This window comes from Maribacter algicola (genome assembly GCF_003933245.1).
Lineage (GTDB): Bacteria > Bacteroidota > Bacteroidia > Flavobacteriales > Flavobacteriaceae > Maribacter > Maribacter algicola.
On the sequence record NZ_QUSX01000001.1, the window covers coordinates 1,497,430 to 1,518,822 of the forward strand.

Annotated in this window: 20 protein-coding genes; 3 read left to right on the forward strand and 17 right to left on the reverse strand. The window is 40.6% G+C overall.

Features of this window, described 5'->3' with window-relative positions:
- Nucleotides 1-21: 21 nt before the first annotated feature.
- The 16 genes from DZC72_RS06265 to DZC72_RS06340 form a co-directional block, all read right to left on the reverse strand.
- A complete protein-coding gene (locus DZC72_RS06265) occupies nucleotides 22-1,164 on the reverse strand; it encodes an AEC family transporter (RefSeq protein ID WP_125221994.1) in 1,143 nt (380 codons plus the stop codon).
- Between the two features lie 4 nt (nucleotides 1,165-1,168).
- The gene (locus tag DZC72_RS06270; protein ID WP_125221995.1) at nucleotides 1,169-2,362 is read right to left on the reverse strand and encodes a pyridoxal phosphate-dependent aminotransferase; all 1,194 of its coding nucleotides are present in this window, start codon (nucleotides 2,360-2,362) and stop codon (nucleotides 1,169-1,171) included.
- A gap of 159 nt (nucleotides 2,363-2,521) precedes the next feature.
- Complete coding sequence (locus DZC72_RS06275; protein ID WP_125221996.1) at nucleotides 2,522-2,917, reverse strand: hypothetical protein; 396 nt, start codon at nucleotides 2,915-2,917, stop codon at nucleotides 2,522-2,524.
- A 31-nt stretch (nucleotides 2,918-2,948) separates the two neighbouring features.
- Nucleotides 2,949-3,968: a phenylalanine--tRNA ligase subunit alpha gene (pheS, locus tag DZC72_RS06280; protein WP_125221997.1), complete on the reverse strand. Its 1,020-nt coding sequence runs from the start codon at nucleotides 3,966-3,968 to the stop codon at nucleotides 2,949-2,951.
- Nucleotides 3,969-4,062: 94 nt separating this feature from the next.
- Nucleotides 4,063-4,698, reverse strand: a complete 636-nt coding sequence (locus tag DZC72_RS06285) for a carbonic anhydrase (protein ID WP_125221998.1) — start codon at nucleotides 4,696-4,698, stop codon at nucleotides 4,063-4,065.
- Between the two features lie 89 nt (nucleotides 4,699-4,787).
- A complete protein-coding gene (locus DZC72_RS06290; RefSeq protein ID WP_125221999.1) occupies nucleotides 4,788-5,414 on the reverse strand; it encodes a carbonic anhydrase family protein in 627 nt (208 codons plus the stop codon).
- Entirely contained in the window at nucleotides 5,411-6,994 is a 1,584-nt protein-coding gene (locus DZC72_RS06295; RefSeq protein WP_125222000.1) for a SulP family inorganic anion transporter, read from the reverse strand. The genes DZC72_RS06290 and DZC72_RS06295 overlap by 4 nt, the downstream gene beginning before the upstream one ends.
- Before the next feature lie 72 nt (nucleotides 6,995-7,066).
- Nucleotides 7,067-7,372 carry a hypothetical protein gene (locus DZC72_RS06300; protein WP_165869280.1) on the reverse strand — a complete coding sequence of 102 codons (306 nt, stop codon included), beginning with the start codon at nucleotides 7,370-7,372 and terminating at the stop codon, nucleotides 7,067-7,069.
- A gap of 70 nt (nucleotides 7,373-7,442) precedes the next feature.
- Entirely contained in the window at nucleotides 7,443-8,204 is a 762-nt protein-coding gene (locus tag DZC72_RS06305; protein ID WP_125222002.1) for a tetratricopeptide repeat protein, read from the reverse strand.
- Between the two features lie 2 nt (nucleotides 8,205-8,206).
- Nucleotides 8,207-9,985, reverse strand: a complete 1,779-nt coding sequence (locus DZC72_RS06310; RefSeq protein WP_125222003.1) for a BatD family protein — start codon at nucleotides 9,983-9,985, stop codon at nucleotides 8,207-8,209.
- A gap of 10 nt (nucleotides 9,986-9,995) precedes the next feature.
- Nucleotides 9,996-10,853 (reverse strand): tetratricopeptide repeat protein, encoded by an 858-nt coding sequence (locus DZC72_RS06315; protein WP_125222004.1) that lies wholly within the window; start codon nucleotides 10,851-10,853, stop codon nucleotides 9,996-9,998.
- A gap of 1 nt (nucleotide 10,854) precedes the next feature.
- On the reverse strand, nucleotides 10,855-11,901 hold the full coding sequence (locus DZC72_RS06320) for a VWA domain-containing protein (RefSeq protein ID WP_125222005.1): 1,047 nt from the start codon (nucleotides 11,899-11,901) through the stop codon (nucleotides 10,855-10,857).
- A gap of 3 nt (nucleotides 11,902-11,904) precedes the next feature.
- On the reverse strand, nucleotides 11,905-12,903 hold the full coding sequence (locus DZC72_RS06325) for a vWA domain-containing protein (RefSeq protein ID WP_125222006.1): 999 nt from the start codon (nucleotides 12,901-12,903) through the stop codon (nucleotides 11,905-11,907).
- Nucleotides 12,904-14,559: a hypothetical protein gene (locus tag DZC72_RS06330; protein WP_125222007.1), complete on the reverse strand. Its 1,656-nt coding sequence runs from the start codon at nucleotides 14,557-14,559 to the stop codon at nucleotides 12,904-12,906.
- A 5-nt stretch (nucleotides 14,560-14,564) separates the two neighbouring features.
- Nucleotides 14,565-15,431, reverse strand: a complete 867-nt coding sequence (locus DZC72_RS06335; RefSeq protein WP_125222008.1) for a DUF58 domain-containing protein — start codon at nucleotides 15,429-15,431, stop codon at nucleotides 14,565-14,567.
- Between the two features lie 87 nt (nucleotides 15,432-15,518).
- Nucleotides 15,519-16,520, reverse strand: coding sequence for an AAA family ATPase (locus DZC72_RS06340; protein ID WP_125222009.1), 1,002 nt, complete (start codon nucleotides 16,518-16,520; stop codon nucleotides 15,519-15,521).
- A gap of 157 nt (nucleotides 16,521-16,677) precedes the next feature.
- Here DZC72_RS06340 and DZC72_RS06345 point away from each other — a divergent pair, with 157 nt between their 5' ends.
- The 3 genes from DZC72_RS06345 to DZC72_RS06355 are packed head-to-tail and all read left to right on the forward strand — an operon-like array spanning nucleotide 16,678 to nucleotide 19,456.
- Nucleotides 16,678-17,553 (forward strand): aldo/keto reductase, encoded by an 876-nt coding sequence (locus DZC72_RS06345; RefSeq protein ID WP_125222010.1) that lies wholly within the window; start codon nucleotides 16,678-16,680, stop codon nucleotides 17,551-17,553.
- A gap of 14 nt (nucleotides 17,554-17,567) precedes the next feature.
- Entirely contained in the window at nucleotides 17,568-18,323 is a 756-nt protein-coding gene (locus tag DZC72_RS06350; protein ID WP_125222011.1) for an SDR family NAD(P)-dependent oxidoreductase, read from the forward strand.
- Nucleotides 18,320-19,456, forward strand: a complete 1,137-nt coding sequence (locus DZC72_RS06355) for an ATP-binding protein (protein ID WP_125222012.1) — start codon at nucleotides 18,320-18,322, stop codon at nucleotides 19,454-19,456. The genes DZC72_RS06350 and DZC72_RS06355 overlap by 4 nt, the downstream gene beginning before the upstream one ends.
- Here the strand turns inward: DZC72_RS06355 and DZC72_RS06360 are convergent.
- A complete protein-coding gene (locus tag DZC72_RS06360) occupies nucleotides 19,453-21,393 on the reverse strand; it encodes an alpha-amylase family protein (protein ID WP_125222013.1) in 1,941 nt (646 codons plus the stop codon). The two genes, DZC72_RS06355 and DZC72_RS06360, sit on opposite strands and share 4 nt — an antisense overlap.

The window sequence follows — 21,393 nt, forward strand, 5'->3', positions numbered from 1 at the left end:
AAATTCCATTGATTACAATAATCAAGTTGTTTCCGTTCTGGTGGTTTTGTAAATGACCCAACCAGCTTTCTGCCTACCTTCCTTTTCCCGTGATTTAAATACAACTTTGAATAAATATGGTATGGTGCCCACAAAAGATAAAATCATACCTAAGACCAATACGGAATATCCATTGGAAAAAAGATTTCCGCTGGATAAAATACCCAATATGAGTATCGTTGATAAAGGAAACGACAAGGCAAGGATATTCACTCCAAAAGTAGCATTGAAGGTCTTCTGTTTCTTCTTAATGTCCACTTCTTGAGATCCTACTACTGCAATATGCGAAAATGGCCAGAAACTACAAGCACTTAACCCAAATGAAAGCAGTAAAAGTATATCCTGTTGTAAAGTAATGTTTGCAACTAGGATAAATGCTCCTGAAAGGACACTTACAAATCCAGCTCTCAAAAAAAGCAATGAGGAAATTTTATAAATCTGCTGTTTCTTTATTTTCACGGCCAAGCCGATAAACAAAAGAACAAGGGGCGTCATTATGACGCTGAGTCGCGTAAGCGTATCACTAATGATAAATGGCAACGACTCCATTTTAAAACCAAAAAATACCAAAATCAAGGCAATGACTATAAAGATATTTACGGGTTCGGAGATCATTGCCATTGTCAAGGACTTTAATTTCGATGCCCTGGATTGGTCTGTTATAGCCCGTTTGCTATAGTACCAATTCATGGCTACGAGGTAAAGGATTATTAAAACAAAAACTTTATTGCCCAAGTCTGCCATGGCCGCCTTTGCCAAGTACGCTTCGCCCAAAAACTCCAAAACAAAAGGGAAACAGGAAAGACCTGGTGCCAAAGAAGGCACCAACAATCTTGCCGTACGATATTCTGGGGAATTCTTTTTAATTCCGGTTAAGGGCATTACATAGGGAAACAAAACAAATAGGAGTATGTTCAGTCCTAGTGCCAAAAATGGTAGTGAAAGCAATTCCGCATCCAATTGTACACCCAACAAGGCTATAAATATAGTGGCGGGCAAAGCAAGGTTTAAAATTATTTTCTTGATACCTGTCAACTCCTCCTTTGATCCAAATTTGAATTTAAGGAGTAGACCTATACCTATAAATAATAAAAAGGTAAATGTTTTTTGTAATGTATAATCCATAATATTATGCCAAAACGTCTGTAAGCGCAGCCGTGAATATTTTCATTTCATCCATGGTGCCCATACTCACCCTGCACCAATTTTTTCCCATAAATTCAAAGGCCCGGACGCCCACTTGTTTTTCAAGCATCTTATCCAAGAACAATTTTCCGTCCATTTCTATTGGAAAAATGATGAAGCTTGTTGAGGATGGAACGTAGTCGTACCCTAAATTGGAAAGGCTTTTGTAAACGTATTCCCTAGCGGCCGCATTTTTTTCCCTTGATGTATCCTGAAATTCCTTGTCATCCATACTAGCGAGAGCGGCGTAAATTGACGTATAGGAAATACCCATACCCCCTCGGGTAATTTTTTGAATTTTTTCCAACGTGGATTCCTGGGCCACAATATATCCTACGCGTAGGCCTGCCATGCCATGAATCTTGGAAAAGGTCCTTGCGATGATTACGTCCTTTCCTTTGTTGATAAGGCTTACCATGCTTTGTTTTGCACCATCTTCTAGGAAGGCCAAGTACGCCTCATCTACAAAAACGGGTACTTTTTCTGAGACCCTTGAACAGAAATCCAACAACTCCTTGCTATCCGTTATACTACCAGTAGGATTATTGGGGTTACAGATATATACAAGTTTCGTTTCTGAATCAATGGCCGCTTCCATAGCCTTAAGGTCGTGTGACCAATCCTCCTTGAGGGGAACGGGTTTCCAACTGGCTCCTGTGGCTTGGGCTACCTGCATGAGCGACATATAGGACGGATCTGCAGAAACTACATTTCCACCATTAAGGAAAAGGACCATACCTGTTTTTTCCAAAAGATCGGAAGAACCTGGCCCCATCATGATGTTTTTTGGACTCACACCTTCCTCGGCAGCGATTTTATCGATAAGATCGAATAATTCTCGCCACGCATATCGGTTACCTTTTATGGCTACCTTTTTCAATGCCTCAACCGCTTTTGGTGAAGGACCGTAAGGGTTTTCATTAGCATTCAATTTTGCCAATAGCTTTGATTCCTCCGGGAATTCCTTGGGTACAAACTCCTTGAAGAATGGGCTGTACAAGGCGTTTCCTTGTGTGTCCAAAGGAATATAATTTTTAGGTACCTCAGAAATACCCAGGTGGGGAAATAAAGTGATACCTCCTGCTGTGAGCAATCCTGTCTTTAACCAGTTTCTACGATTTAATTTTCCTGTTTCCATTAGTTCTATATGGTTTAATTAGCTATAGAGACCAATTTAGAAATAGGGAAGTGTAAATCCTATCCTAATAAGATAAAAATCAACTAGTTAAATTTTATAATAAATAATAATAAGGAGTTAAAATTATTAATTTGACAATGAAATCGTCAAAAAATCAGATTATTTTGCGAATATTCCATCCTTTTCTATTAAAGGAATATGGATAAGATACTGTTCGTTTACGGTTCCTTTTTCAAAAAGGAACCTTTTTTCATAAAGTTTGTTGTCTGCATAATAGGTGACAAAAAACTCATTGTTCAGTCTAAGTACTTCTTCTTGGACCATTTCTACTTTTTCAAAAGATTTTGCGGCCACAACGCCAATGGCATGTCGCATGGTCGAGGTCTTTATTTGGTCGTCGTATCCTTTGGATACGATAAGAGCCATCTCTATAGGGGATTTCCTGTTGTTGATGATGTAGGCGTTCCAATCCTTGGACAAAAATTCCTCATTCCATTCATAGACCAAGGCAATGTAAACGTCTTTGGCAATGGGTATTTCTATATCTTTTTTCAAAAAATGATTTTGAGGTTTTAAATAGCTAAGGTTATAAGGCACTTTTAAATTGCTCTAAAAATCGGATATCGTTTTCGCTCAGCAAACGAATATCGCTTATCTGATGTAACAATAGGGCAATCCGGTCTATTCCCATTCCAAAGGCAAAGCCAGAATAAATATCTGGGTCTATGCCACAATTTTTGAGAACGTTAGGGTCTACCATACCGCATCCCATAATTTCCAACCAACCTGTGCCTTTGGTCATTTTATAATCGGTTTCGGTTTCCAGTCCCCAGTAGACATCTACTTCTGCACTGGGCTCGGTAAAGGGAAAATAGGATGGACGGAGCCTAATTTTTGATTTGCCGAAGAGTTCCGTGGTAAAGTATTGTAGCGTCTGTTTTAAATCCGCAAATGATACGTCCTTATCGATATACAGTCCTTCCACTTGGTGAAAGAAGCAATGGGACCTTGCCGAAATAGCTTCGTTTCTATAGACCCTCCCCGGAGAAATGGTCCTAATGGGCGGTTTATTGTTTTCCATATACCTTACCTGCACGGAAGAGGTATGTGTCCTTAATAGGATATCGGGGTTAGTCTGGACAAAAAAGGTGTCCTGCATATCCCTGGCAGGATGATATTCCGGTAGGTTGAGCGCGGTAAAATTATGCCAATCATCCTCAATTTCAGGTCCTTCCGAAACATTGAACCCTATTCTCGAAAAAATATCTATAATCTTGTTCTTGACGATGGATATGGGATGTCTGGCACCCAATTCCGTAGGGTTACCGGGTCGGGTAAGGTCACCAAAAAGTTTTTCTTCGGATGTATTGCTCTCCAAAGAGCGTTTTAGTAACTCTACTTTTTCCGTAGCCGCCTGCTTAAGCTGATTTATAGTTTGACCAAACTCCTTTTTCTGTTCGTTGGGTACATTCTTGAACTCGGCAAAGAAGTCGTTCAATATCCCTTTCTTCCCCAAATACTTTATTCTAAATGCTTCTACGGCATCCATATGGTCTGCGGTAAAGGAGGATACTTCGGCAATTTGTTCCTTTATTTTATCAATCATAATGCTTGATTAAAGCAGCAAATTTAAAACTTTTAAAAAACGTGGGATATGTTTTTGGGGATTAAGATATACAATGGGAGGTATTCAAAGTGTGTCAATCCAAATGATATATTTCCATAATCTCCTTTAGGATTCCCTCAAAATCGATATTCAAATCGATGAGCTTTCCAGAATGTACATCAAAAACCCATCCATGGACCGTAAGCTCCCGTTGCCTGTATGCTTTCTGGACCACTGCGGTTTTAATTAGGTTGACACATTGCTCTTGGACATTTAGTTCCACCAAACGGTCATATTTCTTTTCTTCGTTCTCAATATCATTTAACTCATCTTTGTGCAGCCTATATACATCCCTAATACAGCGTAACCATGGATTTAGAATGCCCAAGTCTGCAGACTGCATGGCGGCCATAACACCACCACAGGCATAATGGCCACAGACTACGAGGTGGTTCACCTTTAAATGTTCCACAGCATACTCTACTACGGACATCGTATTCAGGTCAATGTTAATGACCATATTGGCAATGTTCCTGTGTACGAAAACCTCACCAGGATTTAACCCCATAAGTTCTTCGGCCGTAACCCGGCTATCGGAACATCCTATATATAAAAATTCCGGTTTTTGGCCTTTACCAAGATCGTTGAAGTAATTTGGCTGCAAAGACAATTTATCCTCGATCCAATTTTTATTGTTATCAAAAATCTTATCTAAATAGTGGGATGCCATGGGAATCGATTATTTGTTTGAAATATAATCTTTTCTTAAATATGGAAGGGGCATATAGCTAAATATGCCTTTCCAGTTTAATGTATATTTTAATAAAATTCGACCGCTCCAGAAGATATATCGTACATGGCACCTACTATCATAATTTCCCCGTTTTCCTCCATCTCCGCCAGTACCCTACTTCTTGCCCTGATATTTTCTATGGTAATTTCTACATTTTTTTTTGCAACCTTGTCCACAAACTCCAAGTTGCCGGAATTCCTAAGACTTTCGTCCACAGGCTCTTTTACAGCAGCCACTGCAGGTTCTATTTTATTTATCAAAGCCGTAAGATTCCCTAATCTGGCATGGTCACAGGCACCTTTGATGGCACCACAACTGGTGTGGCCCAAGACTACAATGAGTTTGGTTCCTGCCAATTTAGAAGCAAACTCCATACTGCCTAGAATATCTTCGTTCACAAAATTGCCTGCAATACGAATACTGAAAATATCCCCTAAACCCTGATCAAAAACCAACTCTGCCGATACTCTGGAGTCAATACAACTCAAAATCGTCGCAAACGGAAATTGTCCCTCACTCGTATCGTTGACCTGCTCTAGTAAATTCCGGTTCGCCTTTAAGTTGTTTTGAAAACGCTGGTTTCCTTCTTTTAAAAATTGCAATGACTTTTGTGGGGTCATTGTGGCTTGTGTTTCTTTAGTATGGGCTTTCATGCTGATTTCTTCTTTTTAAGATTAAAAAATTCTATAAAACTGGCCGGATTCTCTACGATTCCTCTTTCTGAAATTAGTTTAATGTGTATGTTACGATCCTTTGCCCTTGTCTTAAAGTCTTCCAGAATTTCTATAATATCGTTATCCAAATATTTGGTTTTGACGACATCAATTTCCAATGAGGTGTTTTCGGGAAGATTGTCCAGTTCTTTTAATATGGCCCCTTTATTGAAAAAGGTAACTTCCTCGGCGAGCGTCATTTTCACTTTGTCCTGTCCTCCTTTGTTTTCCTCGATATGTAAAAAATGGGAATTTTGATAACTTTTCAACAGGATGACAATAATGCCAACACCTAGCCCTAGACCAATTCCTATCAATAAATCCGTAAACACGATTCCTATCACGGTCACGAAAAAGGGAATTGACTGTTTCCATCCCAGATCATACATTTTTTTAAATAGGGCCGGTTTGGCCAATTTGTAGCCTACAATGAATAAAATGGCCGCTAGTACAGAGAGGGGAATCATGTTCAACAACGTGGGAATCAATATTATTGAAAATAATAGGAAGAAACCGTGGATGATGGCAGAGAGCTTGGTTCTTCCCCCGGATTGTATATTGGCCGAACTCCTTACGATAACCTGTGTTATAGGTAACCCACCGATCATACCCGATATAATATTGCCAGTACCCTGAGCCAATAATTCCCTATTGGTTGGTGTTACGTTCTTATGTGGGTCCAATTTATCTGTAGCTTCTACACAGAGTAAGGTTTCCAAACTGGCGACTAGTGCAATGGTAAAACCTGTTACCCAAACCTGTGGATTTGAAATGGCGGAAAAGTTAGGAAAACTGAACTGTCCAAAAAATGAAGCCGCATCCTCCGGTACGGGAACGCTTACTAAATGCTCTTTTGATATACCAAGTACTTCATGATCTGCAGTTAGCACAGAGTAAATTATTCCAATGGCAACAGCAACTACAGGTCCCTGAATCAGTTGGAAAATTTTGGCTTTTTTTGTTAATACCCTGTCCCATAGTATTAAAATGGCCAATCCGACAATTGCTATAAGGGATGCACCGGGGCTAATATTATTTACGGTGTTCAAGATTTCCGAGAAAGTATTCTCGCCATCTACTTGAAAAAAAGCCCAATCTCCCTCAGGGTCTGGGTCATACCCAAAGAAATGGGGTATTTGCTTTAAAATGATAATGATACCAATACCGGTCAACATTCCTTTAATCACGGATGATGGAAAATAGTAACCAATGACTCCAGCTTTTAGAATACCAAAGACTAACTGTATAACTCCGCCAATAACCACGGCAACAAGAAAATTTTGGTATCCGCCCAAGGCGCCAATTGCTGTTAAAACAATGGCCGCCAAACCAGCTGCTGGACCACTAACACCTATATTGGAACCGCTTAACCCACCAACAACAATACCACCAACGATACCTGCTATTAGGCCTGAAAATAATGGAGCCCCACTAGCTAAAGCAATACCCAAGCACAGCGGAAGGGCTACAAAGAATACAACGACACTTGCTGGAAGATCGCTCTTTAAATGTTTAAACATGTTTTTGAATTATTTATGTCAATCCATTTGGAAGGACAGGTTAGGTTATAGGGTTGTTGTTTTTGCGAAAGATTAACCTAGAATTTTTGGGGGAGGCAGAGATACCTCTAGGTTATTTGATGGTATGGATTCGCTCCTTTTGGAAAAAAAAACTAGCGCATTATTTTGACTAAAGACTATGGAATCCCTGTGGTCAGTGTTTTCAAAAAAATCGGTTTCTGATATTTTACTTGTCTTTTCCTCGCTTTTTTCCTCTTCTTCATTTAAATCCATTACCCATTGTCTGTCTTTGTTTAGCTCTAACATTGTATTAATAGTAGGAGCAAGAACAGCAACGAGCAATGAAAAAGAAAAAAAATGGATAAGAATCGTTTTCAAATTTCAAAATTTGCTAATCACTAATATAAGCAATATAAAGCTAAGGCGGCATTTACCTGAATAAATGAAACTAAAAATCTTTTAGAATTTTGAGGTCGTTCGCAAGCATCCAGCCTGTTTTGCCATCCGTTAGCCTTATTTTTCTGTAGTTGTTCAGACTGTCAAGTACATTTACTTTTGTACCCGAATGCAAGGTAAATATATCTTCACTCGATTCATTGGGCTCGGAACTAACGTTTACTTCGTCGGCGAAAATTATGGCAGGATTATCCAATTGAAATGAGCTGAATTCTACCGAAGCGAAGACAATGAAAACGATGCAAAGAAAAAGAGCCAACAAACTTCCAATAAAGGCAAACCTCTTTTTTGTGGAATATCGATTGTAATAAAAGGCAATGTACAAAAGAACGAATAGGACCATACAAATTATACTGGCGTAGGCCCATTGGTCGAAAGTCAATTTGGATGTGATACTTTTATAAATTCTTGAAAGTCCTGTTTGTGGTAGGGTATCAATAGCGTCCAAGGTCATATTTTGGGCATAGGCCAAGTTGGTCCTCACCTCTTTGTCTTCCGGATTTAACAAAAGCGATTTCTCATAAAAATAGATACTCTCGGGTATTTCGTTTAACTTATAATAGGCGTTTCCAAGATTATAATACAAAGCGGCAGAGTGCTGGCCGTTGTTCAATATACTTTCATAGTCTTCAATGGCTTTTTTATAGTCACCGTTATTATAGGCTTGGGTAGCCTGATCGAACAAAGCTTCATTTTGGGCATTTCCAAAGAACCCCAAGAGAAGACCAATCAGTATGGAAACTTTCTTTGGCATATCTACAATTGTTTATCCATTAATGATATTACTTCACTTGCTTTGTCATAGTCCCTTTGCATTTCTACATCCGAAAAAGGGCTATATCTTGCCACTTCACAATTTTGCAGTAATCCAATAAACTCTGTTATCGTAGTTTGTTCTATTCCCTTTTTGGACAATAATTCAGAAATTTTGTCCTTGCTGAATTCAGAGGTCTCTATTTTTAATCTTGCTTTGAGGTAATTGTGCAGGGCCCTTTCCAATGCAATATAGAAAGCATCCTTGTTTCCAAGTTCCTTTCTTGCGGCAGAGAGATATTTTCGTGCCAATTTATTGGCACGTTTTACCTTGTTGCCAACGATGTCCTGGGCAATCGCATCCCTTTTCTTTCTAAAAATGATTGCTAACGGAATTAATAGTAATGGACCTAGAAGCCATAAATAATAATTGGTAGATCCAAAAAAATGGGAAGTGCCTATCTTGGAGAGATTGGGAGTTAGTTTTATGAAATTAAATTGATTACCGGTTGTAACCACCTGTTGTTTATTGGGTTGTCCTATTGCCGTATTTGATAAGTTTCCACCACTATTGGGGCCTTCAAGGACATTGATTATGATTTCGTCTGAATTGAGGGTCTCATATCTTTCAGTTTTTGGATTAAAAAAGCTAAAAGCGATTGCGGGAATTGGATATTTGCCCCTAAACGAGGGAACAATCGTGTAGCTATTGCTCACTTTTCCCTGCATTCCGCTTAGGTTGGTTCGTACGTCCTCAGTAAACTCAGGCTCGTAGACCTCCAATGAGCTGGGAAGTTCCGGTTCTGGAAGCTTGAACAATTTTAAATTTCCCTTGCCATTAACTTCCACGGTGGCCTGTAGTGATTCTGTGGCATTAAGGTCCGTTTTGGAGGTACTTACAGAAAAATCGAATTCACCAACGGCACCGGTAAAATTTGCAGGTTGATTGGCAGCCGGAAGACTTTTTACATTAATGACCCTGTTTCCTGCAGATACCGTTTTATTGGTTTGGGAATAGATCCTACCCCCAAAAAAGTCCCTTCTACTTGTGGGAACATCCACAGTTACATCCAGTGACAATGGTTCAATTTCCAGTTTCCCTACTTTTTGGGGATATAGTACGACCCTTTTCAAAACAACATACCTGTAAGGTTTGCCTTGATAGGTACCGTTTTGTGCCGTTAACCTTGAGACTTTAATGTCCTGGCTCCAAAAGTTATTGTAGGTTGGATTGTCAAGTGGCTGGTAATTGGAAACACTTATATTGGGACTAACATAGAGTTTATATACAACACTGATGGCTTCATTTAGATATGGATTTGTTTTGGAAACCTCGGCCACTAGATGTAGATTTTCGTCGGCAACGTCATCTGCGGTCATTTGATCACTGGGTTTATCAACCGCAGCGGTGACTTCTACTTCCTTTGGCAACGATTTATAGGTTTTTCCCCCTATAACGATTGTCGCCTGTGCTATGGTAAACTTACCCTTTGCCGTTGGGGCCAAGGTGTAGGAATAGGTCTTGGAATAGCTCCTAACGCCATTGATCCAGGATGAACTGATGGACTGTGAGGGCCCCATTAAGACTCGAAACCCGTTGAAGTCGGGGGGATTGAAATTATCCCCGTCCTTGTTCATCGTAAAGTCGACCCGAAGACGTTCGTTTAGGCCAAGTTTTGGTTTGCTCAACTGTATTTCAAAGGTAATGGCATCTTCTTCCTGCCCCCAAATTAAAAGGGAGAAAAAGTATAAGGGAACCCATAAAATTAACTTTTTGATCATCGTTTTCTGCCTACCAATCCTTTTCGTTTTTCACTTTTGCCCCTTTTACCTTTTTGGCATCTATTTTCTCCTGAACCTGCTTTTCAGCGTTCTGCATGGCCCTGAGTAGATTTTCTACTTGTTGTTTGGAGAGCTGATTAGGTTTTCGTTGCGGTTGGTCCTGGGGTTGGTCGCCTTGTTCAGGTTTCTTGTTCTGCTCCTCTTTTTGGTCTCCATCTCCTTCTTTGTTCTCATCCTTCTGTTCGTCGCCCTTGTCACCTTCGTTACCATTTTCGCCCTGATCTTTGTTATCCTGGTTTTGGTCCTCTTTATTGTCCCCGTCCTTATTTTGGTCCTGGTCCTTTTTATCCTCTTGGTCCTGTTGATCTTTATTGTCGTCGTTCTTGTCCTTGTTTTCCTCCTCTTCCTTTTTTTGCATTTCCTTTGCTAGGGCTAGGTTGTATCGGGTCTCATCATCAGTGGGGTCGTTTCTAAGTGCTTCTTTGTAGGCTTCCACTGCTTTTGGGTAGTCCTTTCGTTTCATGAATACATTGCCCATATTATGATAGGCTTTGTGCTTATCCTTTTTGGACGTAGCGACTTCTCCCGCCTCCTTAAATCTTCCAAATGCCTCACTATAGGTCTCATTATTATAATAGGCGGTTCCAAGATTGTAGGGTGCCGCTGCATTTTCAGGACTTTTTGAAATGGCCTTCCTGTAGTCTACTTCCGCTTGTAAAAAATTATTTTCGGATAAATTCTTATTTCCATCCCATGTGAGGTTGGTAGAGGTCCTCAAGGCCCTCTCCTTTTCCTTTGCATCCTCTTCCTGTGAAAAAACGGAAACGGAAATGAAAAGGAGCAAAAATGTATAGATTAATTTTCTCATTTTATTCCGGATGTTTTTCGTTAAACAAATTGAGTTTCTTCAACCATTTTGTCTTGCGGTCCAAGATAAAAATTTCCAAAAACAGGAACAATAATCCGGCCCCTAGAAACCATTGGAATTGATCTTTGTATTCCGCGAATTGTTTGGCTTCGAACTCTTTTTTATCCATTTGCAATAGTTCTTCCTTGATGAAATCCACGGCAGCATCCGTATTGGAACCATCAATATAATCTCCGTTGCCCTCTTTGGATATATCTGTCAATACTTCCTCATTCAGTTTGGTGATGACCACAAGACCTTGTGCATCCTTCTTTAAGGATTCCATAATACCATTTCTTTTGATGGGGATTACGGATCCCTTTGCAGACCCTACACCAATGGTATAAATGGTAATCCCTTCCTCAACGGCTTTCTCTACGGCACTCATTGTTGAATCTTCAGAATGGTCCTCCCCATCAGAAATTATAAACAATACCCTATTGGTCTGTTCCTCGTCATCGTAGAAGGTGGTGGCCAGCTCTATCGCCTCATTGATAGCCGTTCCTTGCGATGTGAGCATGTCCGTGTTCATATTTTGAAGGAACATTTTGGCGGCTCCATAATCCGTTGTGATCGGCAGTTGGGGAAAGGCCTGGCCCGCATATGCGATAATGCCAATTCTGTCACTTGCCAATTGATTGATGATTTCTGAAACCAATCGTTTTGCCTTCTCCAAACGGTTGGGAGCAATGTCCTCTGCCAACATACTCTTGGAAACGTCCACGGCAAAAACGATATCCACACCCTCCCTTTTTACAGTTTCCAATTTAGTGCCTACTTTGGGATTTACAAGTCCGATAATCAAGGCAGACAGCCCCAAAAGAAAGAAAATGAGTTTGAGGCTACCTTTATAATATGACCTTGTTGGTGTCAATCGCTTGAGCAAAACCGAATCAGCAAACTTTTTTTGAGTCCTTTTTTTCCAAATCAAGAGCAACATGAATAAGACAATGATCACCGGTATGATGAACAATAGATAAAAGTATATTTTCTCGTCTAACTGAATCATTTGCTATATAAAACTTCTAAATAGTGTATTTCTCAAAATCCATTCCAAAAGGAGTAGGGCTCCTGCAAGTAGCACCCAAGGTCTAAACTTCTCCTCATATCGGTAATATTTGAATTCCTCGATATCCGTTTTTTCCAGTTTATTGATCTCATCGTAGATTTCCTCGAGGGTCTCATTATCCGTCGCCCTAAAGTATTTTCCACCGGTCACATTGGCAATGTTTTTCAAAAGCTCTTCGTCAATTTCCACTTGGCGCATGCCATATCTGTAAGACCCATCAGCATTATATGCGACTGGTGATAGGGCATTACCATTGGTTCCCAATCCTATTGTATAGGTTTTAATATCGTATTCCACGGCCAGGTCCGCTGCGGTCTGTGGTTCAATGAAACCAGAGTTGTTTACCCCATCGGTGAGTAGAATGATGATTTTACTTTTGGCCTTGCTTTCCTTTAGTCTATTCACTGATATGGAAAGTCCCATACCAATGGCGGTTCCATCCTCAAGTTGACCATAAGTTATTTCCTGCAAGGAGTTTAGAACGATGTTTTTATCTGTAGTTATTGGAGTTTTTGTATAACCTTCACCTGCATAGGCCACCAAACCAATACGGTCATTGGGTCTTTTCTTTATAAAATCAGCGGCTACTTCCTTAAGGGCCGCTAGGCGATTTGGTTTTAAATCCCTTGCCAACATACTTGAGGAAACATCGATGGCCATTACGATATCGATACCCCTTGTGGTTTTGGTGCGGGTAGAGATATCCTCTGTTTGGGGCCTGGCCATGGCGACAATTATGGCACTTAATGCCAAAAGCCTTAGGAGAAAAAGCCCTGGTTTTAACTTTGGAAGGAAACTTTTATGTTTGAAGCTTTTTACCGTCGCTATTTTCAGTGCTGCCGTTTCCTCCTTGCGTTTAAAGATATACCATGCTATCGCTAAGGGCAGTAATAAAAACAGCCAAAAGAAATCTGGATTTGCGAATGATATATTATTTAACATTTAAACGTCCGTTTTTACCTCCACACTGGAAAGAATCCTATCAACAATGTCTTGCGCATAGGTATCGTCGTCCAACCAAGTGAGGATTACGTTTTGTTGAAAACCCTTACCCCCAAAGAGAAGCACGGCGTACTTACCTTTAACCAGTTCTTTGGAATTTGGAACTGGAAAATTCCCAGAACCATATACTTTAATGCCTTTTACACCACTAACGGTAGTGAATTCCTCTTGCTTTGTAATGATATTCTTTGTTCCCTGTCCCTCAAACCCCTTTATTATCTGTTCAATGGTCTGTTCAAAGGGAGCTTCCATTTCTGGGTTCATGGTCAAGGAAGTCGTCCCAACCGTAAAAAGTCCTATGGGGCTATGGTACGCAAAGGCCTGAATGTCTTGAATATTGGCCTTTGCCTCCGGTGGTAGTTTCACTTCTTGCCGTACCAATACTTTTGGGGTTTCCAGAAGGATGGGAGGAAATCCATATGAACTTGAAATCCATTCTCCTTCCAACAATTCCTTTGTGGGGTGGCCAAGGACCGTATCCTTCAAGTAGGTAAACCCAAATTTAAACCCTGCAATTAACACTCCAAGAACAATGACTCCGGCCAATGTAGATAGTCCAATGATCAATTTCCTTTTTTGTTTTCTTCGGCTCAACTCTTCCAGATACTCCGCTTGTTGCATCAACTCTTCTTCCGTGGGTTCCGGGATTGCTTCATGGGTCTTGACCACAATTTGTTCCACCAATTTACGGTCCTGTTCCGCCACGGACAACGAAGGTTTTGTTCTGGCGAATTTCACCAAATCTGCGGTCTGTAGTATGTTCTTAAATTGTTGGATCGTATCCTTGTCCAATTGTAACTCCCCGGAATCGCTCAGGAGCTCCAATCGTTCTATCAATTGTCCCGTAGTACTTTCCAAGGCGGCTACGTTTGCTTCCTCTTCCAAATAGGCACGTACGATCGTGGTCAATTCCGAATAATATTCCTTGAATTCGTCCTGAATCAAATACTTGGAGTTCTCAAGTCTTTTCAATTCTAATAGCGCTCTATCGTAGGGGGGCAACAAGGCTTCTTTTTCTTCTTGGGTAAGGGGCTTTTTTCGGATAAAGAACCAATAAAAAAGGCCTCCAAGAATCAATAAAGCCAATAGCCCGATTACCAAATATTTCCACCAATCTATGTAGCTTTTCTCTACATTGATCAGGGGTTTTATGTCGTACATTTTTTGGGCTATGGTATCCACTGGAACAGTTTCCACATTGACCAACATGCTATCCGTAAAATACCCTATGCCATTGATTTCAATGCGTTGGGCGGGTAGTTTATAGGACCCTGAATCAAATTGGGTAAGGGCATATATTTTTTCGAGTGTTAGCCTGTCTTTTTTACGGGTGGTATCCGTGGCGAACGCCTCAACGGTCTCCAAAGGTGAAAAGGTCTGACCTTCCGGAAATATGACCTGATCCGTAGAATCCACCTCCACGGATACTTTCCATTGCACCTGTTCCCCAATTTTAATGTACGTAGTGTCTACGGACGTTCTGATATTTGGATTTTCTTGGGCAATTACGGTCGAAATGGTAAAAAGAAGACACGGCAATATCACGAATCTTGCTATTCGCGATATCGAACAATATTTGGTCCTAATCTTTCGCATTTTTATCAACCCCTTCTTTTAAAGTAACCTAACAGCTTTTTTACATAGCTTTCATCCACCCTGCAATCCAAAACCCCACAGCCCGCCTTGGTAAAGGTCTCCTTGAAATAATTCACACGCTCTGTATAGTACTCGGCATAAGCATTACGGACTTTTTTAGACTGGGTATTGATCAGCTGTACCGCACCTGTCTCCGCATCCATCATCTGGACCACGCCTAGGTTTGGGATTTCTACTTCCCGCTCGTCATATACTCGTATTCCGGTGACATCATGTTTGTTTCCCGTAATTTTTAGGGTCTTTTCGTAGTCTTCCGCTATGAAATCTGATAGTACGAAAACGATGGCCTTTTTCTTCATCACATTGGTGAGGTACTTCAGGGCTTCTCCGATATCCGTTTTATTGCTTTTGGGTGTAAACTCTAATAATTCACGAATAATCCTCAGAACATGGGTCTTTCCCTTTTTTGGCGGGATGAAAAGTTCCACCTCGTCCGAAAACAAAAGGACCCCCACCTTATCGTTATTTTGTAAGGCACTAAAGGCCAACGTGGCCGATATTTCCGTAACAATTTCGTTCTTGAACTGATTTTTTGTGCCGAAAAATTCCGAACCGCTCACATCCACCATGAGCATCATGGTCAGTTCCCTTTCCTCCTCAAAAACCTTTACGTACGGCTCGTTGTAGCGTGCGGTTACGTTCCAATCAATACTTCGTACATCGTCCCCAAATTGATACTGCCTTACCTCACTGAAGGTCATACCCCTTCCCTTGAACGTAGAATGGTACTCCCCACCAAAAATATGGTCGGAGAGACGACGTGTCTTAATTTCAATCTTACGGACTTTTTTGAGTAGTTCTTTGGTATCCATTTGGTTTAGTAAACAGTTTTCAGCAAGCAGTATTCAGTAGGGAACACAAGAGGTGTACTGCCAACTGCATCCGCCAACCGCCCACTTTTAGGGTACTTCTATCTCGTTTACGATTTTGTTGATGATTTCCTCAGAAGTAATGTTTTCGGCTTCCGCCTCATAGGTGATCCCTATTCTATGTCTTAGAACATCATGGACAACGGCCCTAACATCCTCTGGAACAACATAGCCCCTTCTTTTGATAAATGCATAGCATTTTGCCGCTATCCCTAAATTGATACTGCCCCTTGGTGAGGCTCCAAAGCTGATAAGGGGCTTCAGTTTTTCAAGATTGTATTTTTCAGGATATCGGGTGGCAAAAATGATGTCAAGGATATATTTTTCAATTTTTTCGTCCATGTAGACTTCCCTAACCGCCTTTTGGGCACTCAAAATCTGATTTACGGAAATTACGGGCTTCACGTTCTCGAATCCTCCCAAAAGGTTTTGGCGCATAATCAACTGTTCCTCGTTCATTTTGGGATAGTCGATCACCGTTTTTAACATAAAACGGTCTACCTGTGCTTCTGGCAAAGGATAGGTACCTTCTTGTTCTACAGGGTTTTGGGTGGCCATTACCAAAAAGGGCTTATCAAGTACAAAGGTTTCGTCCCCAATGGTAACCTGTTTTTCCTGCATGGCCTCCAGTAGGGCAGACTGAACTTTCGCCGGAGCCCTATTGATTTCGTCAGCAAGGACAAAATTTGCAAAAATGGGTCCCTTCTTTATGGAAAAATCGTTCTCTTTTATATTGTAAATGAGCGTTCCCACAACATCGGCTGGAAGTAGGTCCGGGGTGAACTGTATTCGGCTAAAACTTCCTTTTACGGCCTTTGCCAACGTGTTGATGGCCAAAGTCTTTGCCAAACCGGGAACACCTTCCAAAAGGATATGCCCCTGGCCCAGAAGTCCTATCAACAATCGCTCCACCATGTGTTTCTGTCCTACAATGACTTTATTCATTTCCAGAACAAGTAAATCTATAAATGCGCTTTCCTGTGCTATTTTCTCATTGACCGCACTTATGTCTACAGTTGTATTTTCTTCCATGTATCAGATACTATTTCGCGAAATTTAGCTAAAAATTTAACAGTTGTGCAAATTGAAAATTAATTGGTTGAGTAGCTGTTAACGATTGGTTAAAAAATACCAGAAGGCCTTATTTTTGTGAAGTATTTATGGTATTTCTTTTTAATTTAACTTCTTTATGAAAAACGCTTCGGAATATTCTAAAATTATTGCTGGTACCATGACCTGGGGAAAATGGGGGAAAAAACTTTCAACAGATGAAATGGTGCGCTTGATGAAGCATTGCATGGACCTTGGAATTACTACTTTTGACCATGCGGATATCTATGGGGATTATACCACCGAAACCGAATTTGGCACCGCTTTTCAAAAAAGTGCCATCAAAAGGGAAAAAGTTCAATTTATAAGTAAATGTGGTATACAGTTTAAGGTAGCGTCCAGGGAAAATACAGTAAAGCATTACGACTATAATAGCAGATATATTATTTGGTCCGTGGAACAATCATTGCAAAAATTAAGGACGGATTATTTAGATCTTCTATTGTTGCATAGACCTAGCCCTTTGATGGATGCTGGTGAAATTTATGAAGCTATTTCAAAATTGAAACAAGAAGGAAAAATCAAGCAATTTGGCGTCTCAAACTTTACTCCTTCACAGATTAAATTGTTGGAAACTACCATAAAGGTCGAAGGAAACCAAGTAGAATGTTCCCTGACCAATAACGAGGTTATGGAAAACGGAACCCTTGATGATTGTGTCATTAATGGACGGATGGCCATGGCATGGAGTCCTTTGGGAACCTATTTTAGAAAATCTTCTGACCAGACCAAGCGTATCCAAAGAATACTTGATCAATTGGTGCCAAAGTATGGTGCCACGGCAGACCAGTTATTGCTTGCCTGGGTTTTAAGGCATCCTGCAAAAATATTTCCGGTAGTGGGTACCGTCACGCCAGAAAGGATCGCCTTGGCCAAAGCAGCATTGAAGATTCACATGGAATTGGAAGATTGGTTTCTTTTATTGGAGGCTAGTTATGGTAACGAAGTTGCATAATTAAAGATTTTAAAATGGGAAAAACTGCATTTATTACTGGAGCGACCAGTGGCATTGGAAAGGCAACGGCAGAGCATTTCGCAAATAATGGTATTGATCTTATCCTATGCGGAAGGCGGGAAAGTCGATTGAAAGCACTTAAGGAAACATTTGGGAAAAAGGTGGGTGTACATACCCTTTGTTTTGATGTTAGGGATAAGGAAGCCGTTCAGAAAGCTATACAGTCCTTACCAAATGCTTTTTCAAAAATAGACATCCTTATAAACAATGCGGGTAACGCCCATGGTTTTGACCCAATAAATGAAGGCTCTATGGATGATTGGGACGCTATGATAGATATCAATGTTAAAGGTCTATTGTACGTTTCCAAAACCATTTTACCACAAATGATAGAAAGAAAAAACGGTCATATTATCAATATTGGTTCTACGGCAGGTAAGGAAGTCTATCCCAAGGGAAATGTCTATTGCGCGAGTAAATATGCCGTAGATGCCATAAACCAAGGTATGCGTATCGATTTGAACCAATACGGAATACGGGTAGGGGCCATAAATCCAGGTCTGGTGGAAACTGAATTCAGTAATGTAAGGTTCAAAGGTGATGAAGAGCGTGCGGACAATGTATACAAAGGATACCAACCTTTAAAACCAGAGGATATTGCAGATATTATTTACTTTGTAGTAACAAGGCCCTATCACGTCAATATTGCGGACCTTATAGTAATGCCCACCGCCCAGGCATCCTCCACCATAGTCAACAAAAGAGTATGATCAATAAACGCCTACTTGTTAAAAACTTGCTTGCCCATAACGATGAAAATAGTTTTTACGACAAAAAGCGTTTTATAGCCATTGGAGAAAAGGAAGGTAAGGCCAAATTCCTAAAACATGTTTGTGCCTTGGCCAATAGCAACCCCAAAAATAATTCCTTCATTGTGGTGGGCGTTGAGGACGAGGACAACACGATTGTGGGCGTGGATTTTTTCGATGACAGCAAAATCCAGAATCTCGTAAACGCCTATCTAGATAATCCACCCATTATTTCCTATGAGAATATCCCCTTTCCCCATTTAAAGGAGGGAAAGGTAGTTGGTTTGGTCACCATTAGATCCATTGGTAAGGTATGCGCCCTGCGTAAGAATATATGGAAGTATTATGGGGGTTCGGTTTTTTTTAGAGAAGGTAGCATTAGCTTGCCAAAGGCCTATGGGGTAGAGCTGAAGGATATAAATTCCAGTACGGTCGCCACTATAGAACAACATGCCAGGAACAACATTGAACTGACCTTGGACGGAGTAATCGACTTTTTGAACAACAGGCATAAAGACCTTGAAAGTAATTATAAGGTTTTCAAGGAACAGTTTGTTGTTTGTTGGGCTGGAAATATAAAAGTTGTTAAAGGGCAGACCTACTACTACCGGGTAGATATAGAATTGATCAACGAGCAGGTAAAACTATTTTATTCCGATTTGGATGAGGTCACCATTGAATATGATGACAATTCATTCTCCACCATGGAATATGTGCACCTTGGTTTGGGATCTAAGCAAAAATATTATCCCTTGGAAAAAGTGGTGATCCGCTTCAATGATAATGGAACGTATAAAATGGAGTCAAAATTACTGTTTGAACCGCCCCAATACGATAAAAAGACATTGTTCCACGTATATAACAGCAGTAAGTCCTTGGTTTCCAAAATCAAAAATGATATGGTACTGAGTCCTGTGGAAATGGATGATTTGAATTATTTGGCCGATACCTTCCTAATATGTTATTTGAACGGTTTTGAGGAGGCCCGTGACCAAATGGACTTGGCCAAAAACTTGGTGAAAAACAAATACCCTATAACCTATACCTCCTTAAAGGAAGCATTAAGAATTATTAGAAAGGTGAAATACAGTTAAATGTTCGTTATCCAGTGGTGGCCAAAAGGTTTAATATAAAAGTCCTTATTTCCGTTTAATTCCAAGGTTTTTTTTGAAAGAAGGTCTACGGAAGCCTCACCTGGCAGTATGCCTTTGGACAGCAACCAGGAAACATCCAAGGATTGTGAAACCTCATCAAAATTAGAAAAGACCCAAAGTGATTTTTCACCCATTTTACGTTCAAAAACAAAAATATGGGGGTTAGGGCTTTCATGGATGAACGTATTGTTTTGGTCTGCAAAGACTTCCTGTTCCTTACGTATGGCAATCATTTTTTTCAAAGCCTGGAATATAATGCTGGCCGGCCCTTTGGAAGAATCAAGATTTTTCACGACCTCCCAATTTTGTTTGGGCCTGTTCACCCAACGGCTATCATTTTTATGTTTTTCGTCTTCCAAAAATGAATAATCGTTCAATGTGGCTATTTCATCTCCTGCATAAATAAGGGGAATCCCTCCAAAAGATAGAATGATGCCGTGCATCATAATAATTTTGTCCAAGGCATAGGAAATACTAATCTTATTCCCTTGTTCAATAGCGGATTCCAGACCTAATAACGAGGCGGCACTTCCCGTAATTCGCCCATCACCATTTTTTGGATTGTACATGAACATCAGTCCTTTTGCCGGGGACCATTCCAAGCGGCCACAGTAATAATTTAGAATGAACTGTTTATGAGGAAACGGTTCCCAACCCATTTCTCTAACAAAATCATCGTCATACCCCAATCCTATGTCATCATGGCAACGGATATAATTGATCCAAGTACTATCAATGGGCTTGTTAGGCACTCCTTTTAGGCTTCGGATCATCAGGGAACTTTTCTTGGTGGCGATGGAGTTCCAAAGGAGCGCCATTAAGGATGCGTTATAGGCTATTTCGCACTCGTTTCCCTCAAACTGGTTTTCCCCAAAATATTTTAAGATATTTCGAGGTGCCACAATGGCCTCGGCCAAGAGAACAACGCCGGGAGCTATAACCTGTAGGCACATCCGAAACAGGGAAATCAACGTGTGTGCTTCGGGCAGGTTTTGGGAGATGGTCCCTAGTTTTTTCCACAAAAAAGCGAGCGCATCAAATCGAATGACATCAACTCCCATGTTTGCCAGGGCCATTAGATTCCCCAACATTTCCAAGAAAACCTCAGGGTTTCTGTAGTTAAGGTCCCACTGGTAATTATTGAAAACGGTCATGACCCATTTCTCCATCTCTGGTATATAGGTAAAGTTGCCGGGTGCCGATTCAGGGAAAATTTCGGGCAGGGTCTTTTCATATTCGTCCGGAATGGTACGGTCGTCAAAGGTGTAATAGTAGTCCTGATATTTTTTATCCCCCTTTTTTGCTTTTTTTGCCCATTCGAACTCATCCGAAGTATGGTTGACCACAAAATCCAACATTAGGATGATGTTATTTTCACGTGCTTTTTTTGAGAGTTCCGTAAAGTCGTCCCTGGAGCCATACCTGGGGTCTATTTCGTGATAGCTATTAACGGCATACCCCCCGTCGTTCTCTCCCTTGGGCCTTGTGGTTATGGGCATTAAATGAAGAAAGTTGACCCCTAAATCCTCAAAGTAGGACAGTTTCTTCTGTAAACCTTTTAAATCTTGGCTAAACCGATCAACATATAACTGCATGCCTACCAGTTTCTCGCTTTGGTACCAGTTACCTTCCTGTAACCTATCCAAGTCCTGTTTTTTTAATTCAGAGGGACGTTCCTTAAAAAGCAACTCCAATTTTGCAGGAAGTTTCTTTGAAAAGTAAACGGTATCCACCTCTGGGTACAGCATAAAAAACAAATCTTTGATGTACGTAAGATTTGTATGAAATCTTTGTTGAAATAACTCTGTGGGTGTTTTTTTGGCCTTTCCAAGTATGTTTTTGGAGGCCAGTAATTGGTGTAAGGCAGCTTGGTTCAT

Excerpts from the sequence above, each read along its gene's own strand:
- DZC72_RS06265 (WP_125221994.1), bottom strand. The coding sequence starts at position 1,164 with ATGGATTATACATTACAAAAAACATTTACCTTTTTATTATTTATAGGT.
- DZC72_RS06270 (WP_125221995.1), bottom strand. The coding sequence starts at position 2,362 with ATGGAAACAGGAAAATTAAATCGTAGAAACTGGTTAAAGACAGGATTG.
- pheS (WP_125221997.1), bottom strand. The coding sequence starts at position 3,968 with ATGATTGATAAAATAAAGGAACAAATTGCCGAAGTATCCTCCTTTACC.
- DZC72_RS06285 (WP_125221998.1), bottom strand. The coding sequence starts at position 4,698 with ATGGCATCCCACTATTTAGATAAGATTTTTGATAACAATAAAAATTGG.
- DZC72_RS06290 (WP_125221999.1), bottom strand. The coding sequence starts at position 5,414 with ATGAAAGCCCATACTAAAGAAACACAAGCCACAATGACCCCACAAAAG.
- DZC72_RS06295 (WP_125222000.1), bottom strand. The coding sequence starts at position 6,994 with ATGTTTAAACATTTAAAGAGCGATCTTCCAGCAAGTGTCGTTGTATTC.
- DZC72_RS06305 (WP_125222002.1), bottom strand. The coding sequence starts at position 8,204 with ATGCCAAAGAAAGTTTCCATACTGATTGGTCTTCTCTTGGGGTTCTTT.
- DZC72_RS06310 (WP_125222003.1), bottom strand. The coding sequence starts at position 9,985 with ATGATCAAAAAGTTAATTTTATGGGTTCCCTTATACTTTTTCTCCCTT.
- DZC72_RS06315 (WP_125222004.1), bottom strand. The coding sequence starts at position 10,853 with ATGAGAAAATTAATCTATACATTTTTGCTCCTTTTCATTTCCGTTTCC.
- DZC72_RS06320 (WP_125222005.1), bottom strand. The coding sequence starts at position 11,901 with ATGATTCAGTTAGACGAGAAAATATACTTTTATCTATTGTTCATCATA.
- DZC72_RS06325 (WP_125222006.1), bottom strand. The coding sequence starts at position 12,903 with ATGTTAAATAATATATCATTCGCAAATCCAGATTTCTTTTGGCTGTTT.
- DZC72_RS06330 (WP_125222007.1), bottom strand. The coding sequence starts at position 14,559 with ATGCGAAAGATTAGGACCAAATATTGTTCGATATCGCGAATAGCAAGA.
- DZC72_RS06335 (WP_125222008.1), bottom strand. The coding sequence starts at position 15,431 with ATGGATACCAAAGAACTACTCAAAAAAGTCCGTAAGATTGAAATTAAG.
- DZC72_RS06340 (WP_125222009.1), bottom strand. The coding sequence starts at position 16,520 with ATGGAAGAAAATACAACTGTAGACATAAGTGCGGTCAATGAGAAAATA.
- DZC72_RS06345 (WP_125222010.1), top strand. The coding sequence starts at position 16,678 with ATGAAAAACGCTTCGGAATATTCTAAAATTATTGCTGGTACCATGACC.
- DZC72_RS06350 (WP_125222011.1), top strand. The coding sequence starts at position 17,568 with ATGGGAAAAACTGCATTTATTACTGGAGCGACCAGTGGCATTGGAAAG.
- DZC72_RS06355 (WP_125222012.1), top strand. The coding sequence starts at position 18,320 with ATGATCAATAAACGCCTACTTGTTAAAAACTTGCTTGCCCATAACGAT.
- DZC72_RS06360 (WP_125222013.1), bottom strand. The coding sequence starts at position 21,393 with ATGAACCAAGCTGCCTTACACCAATTACTGGCCTCCAAAAACATACTT.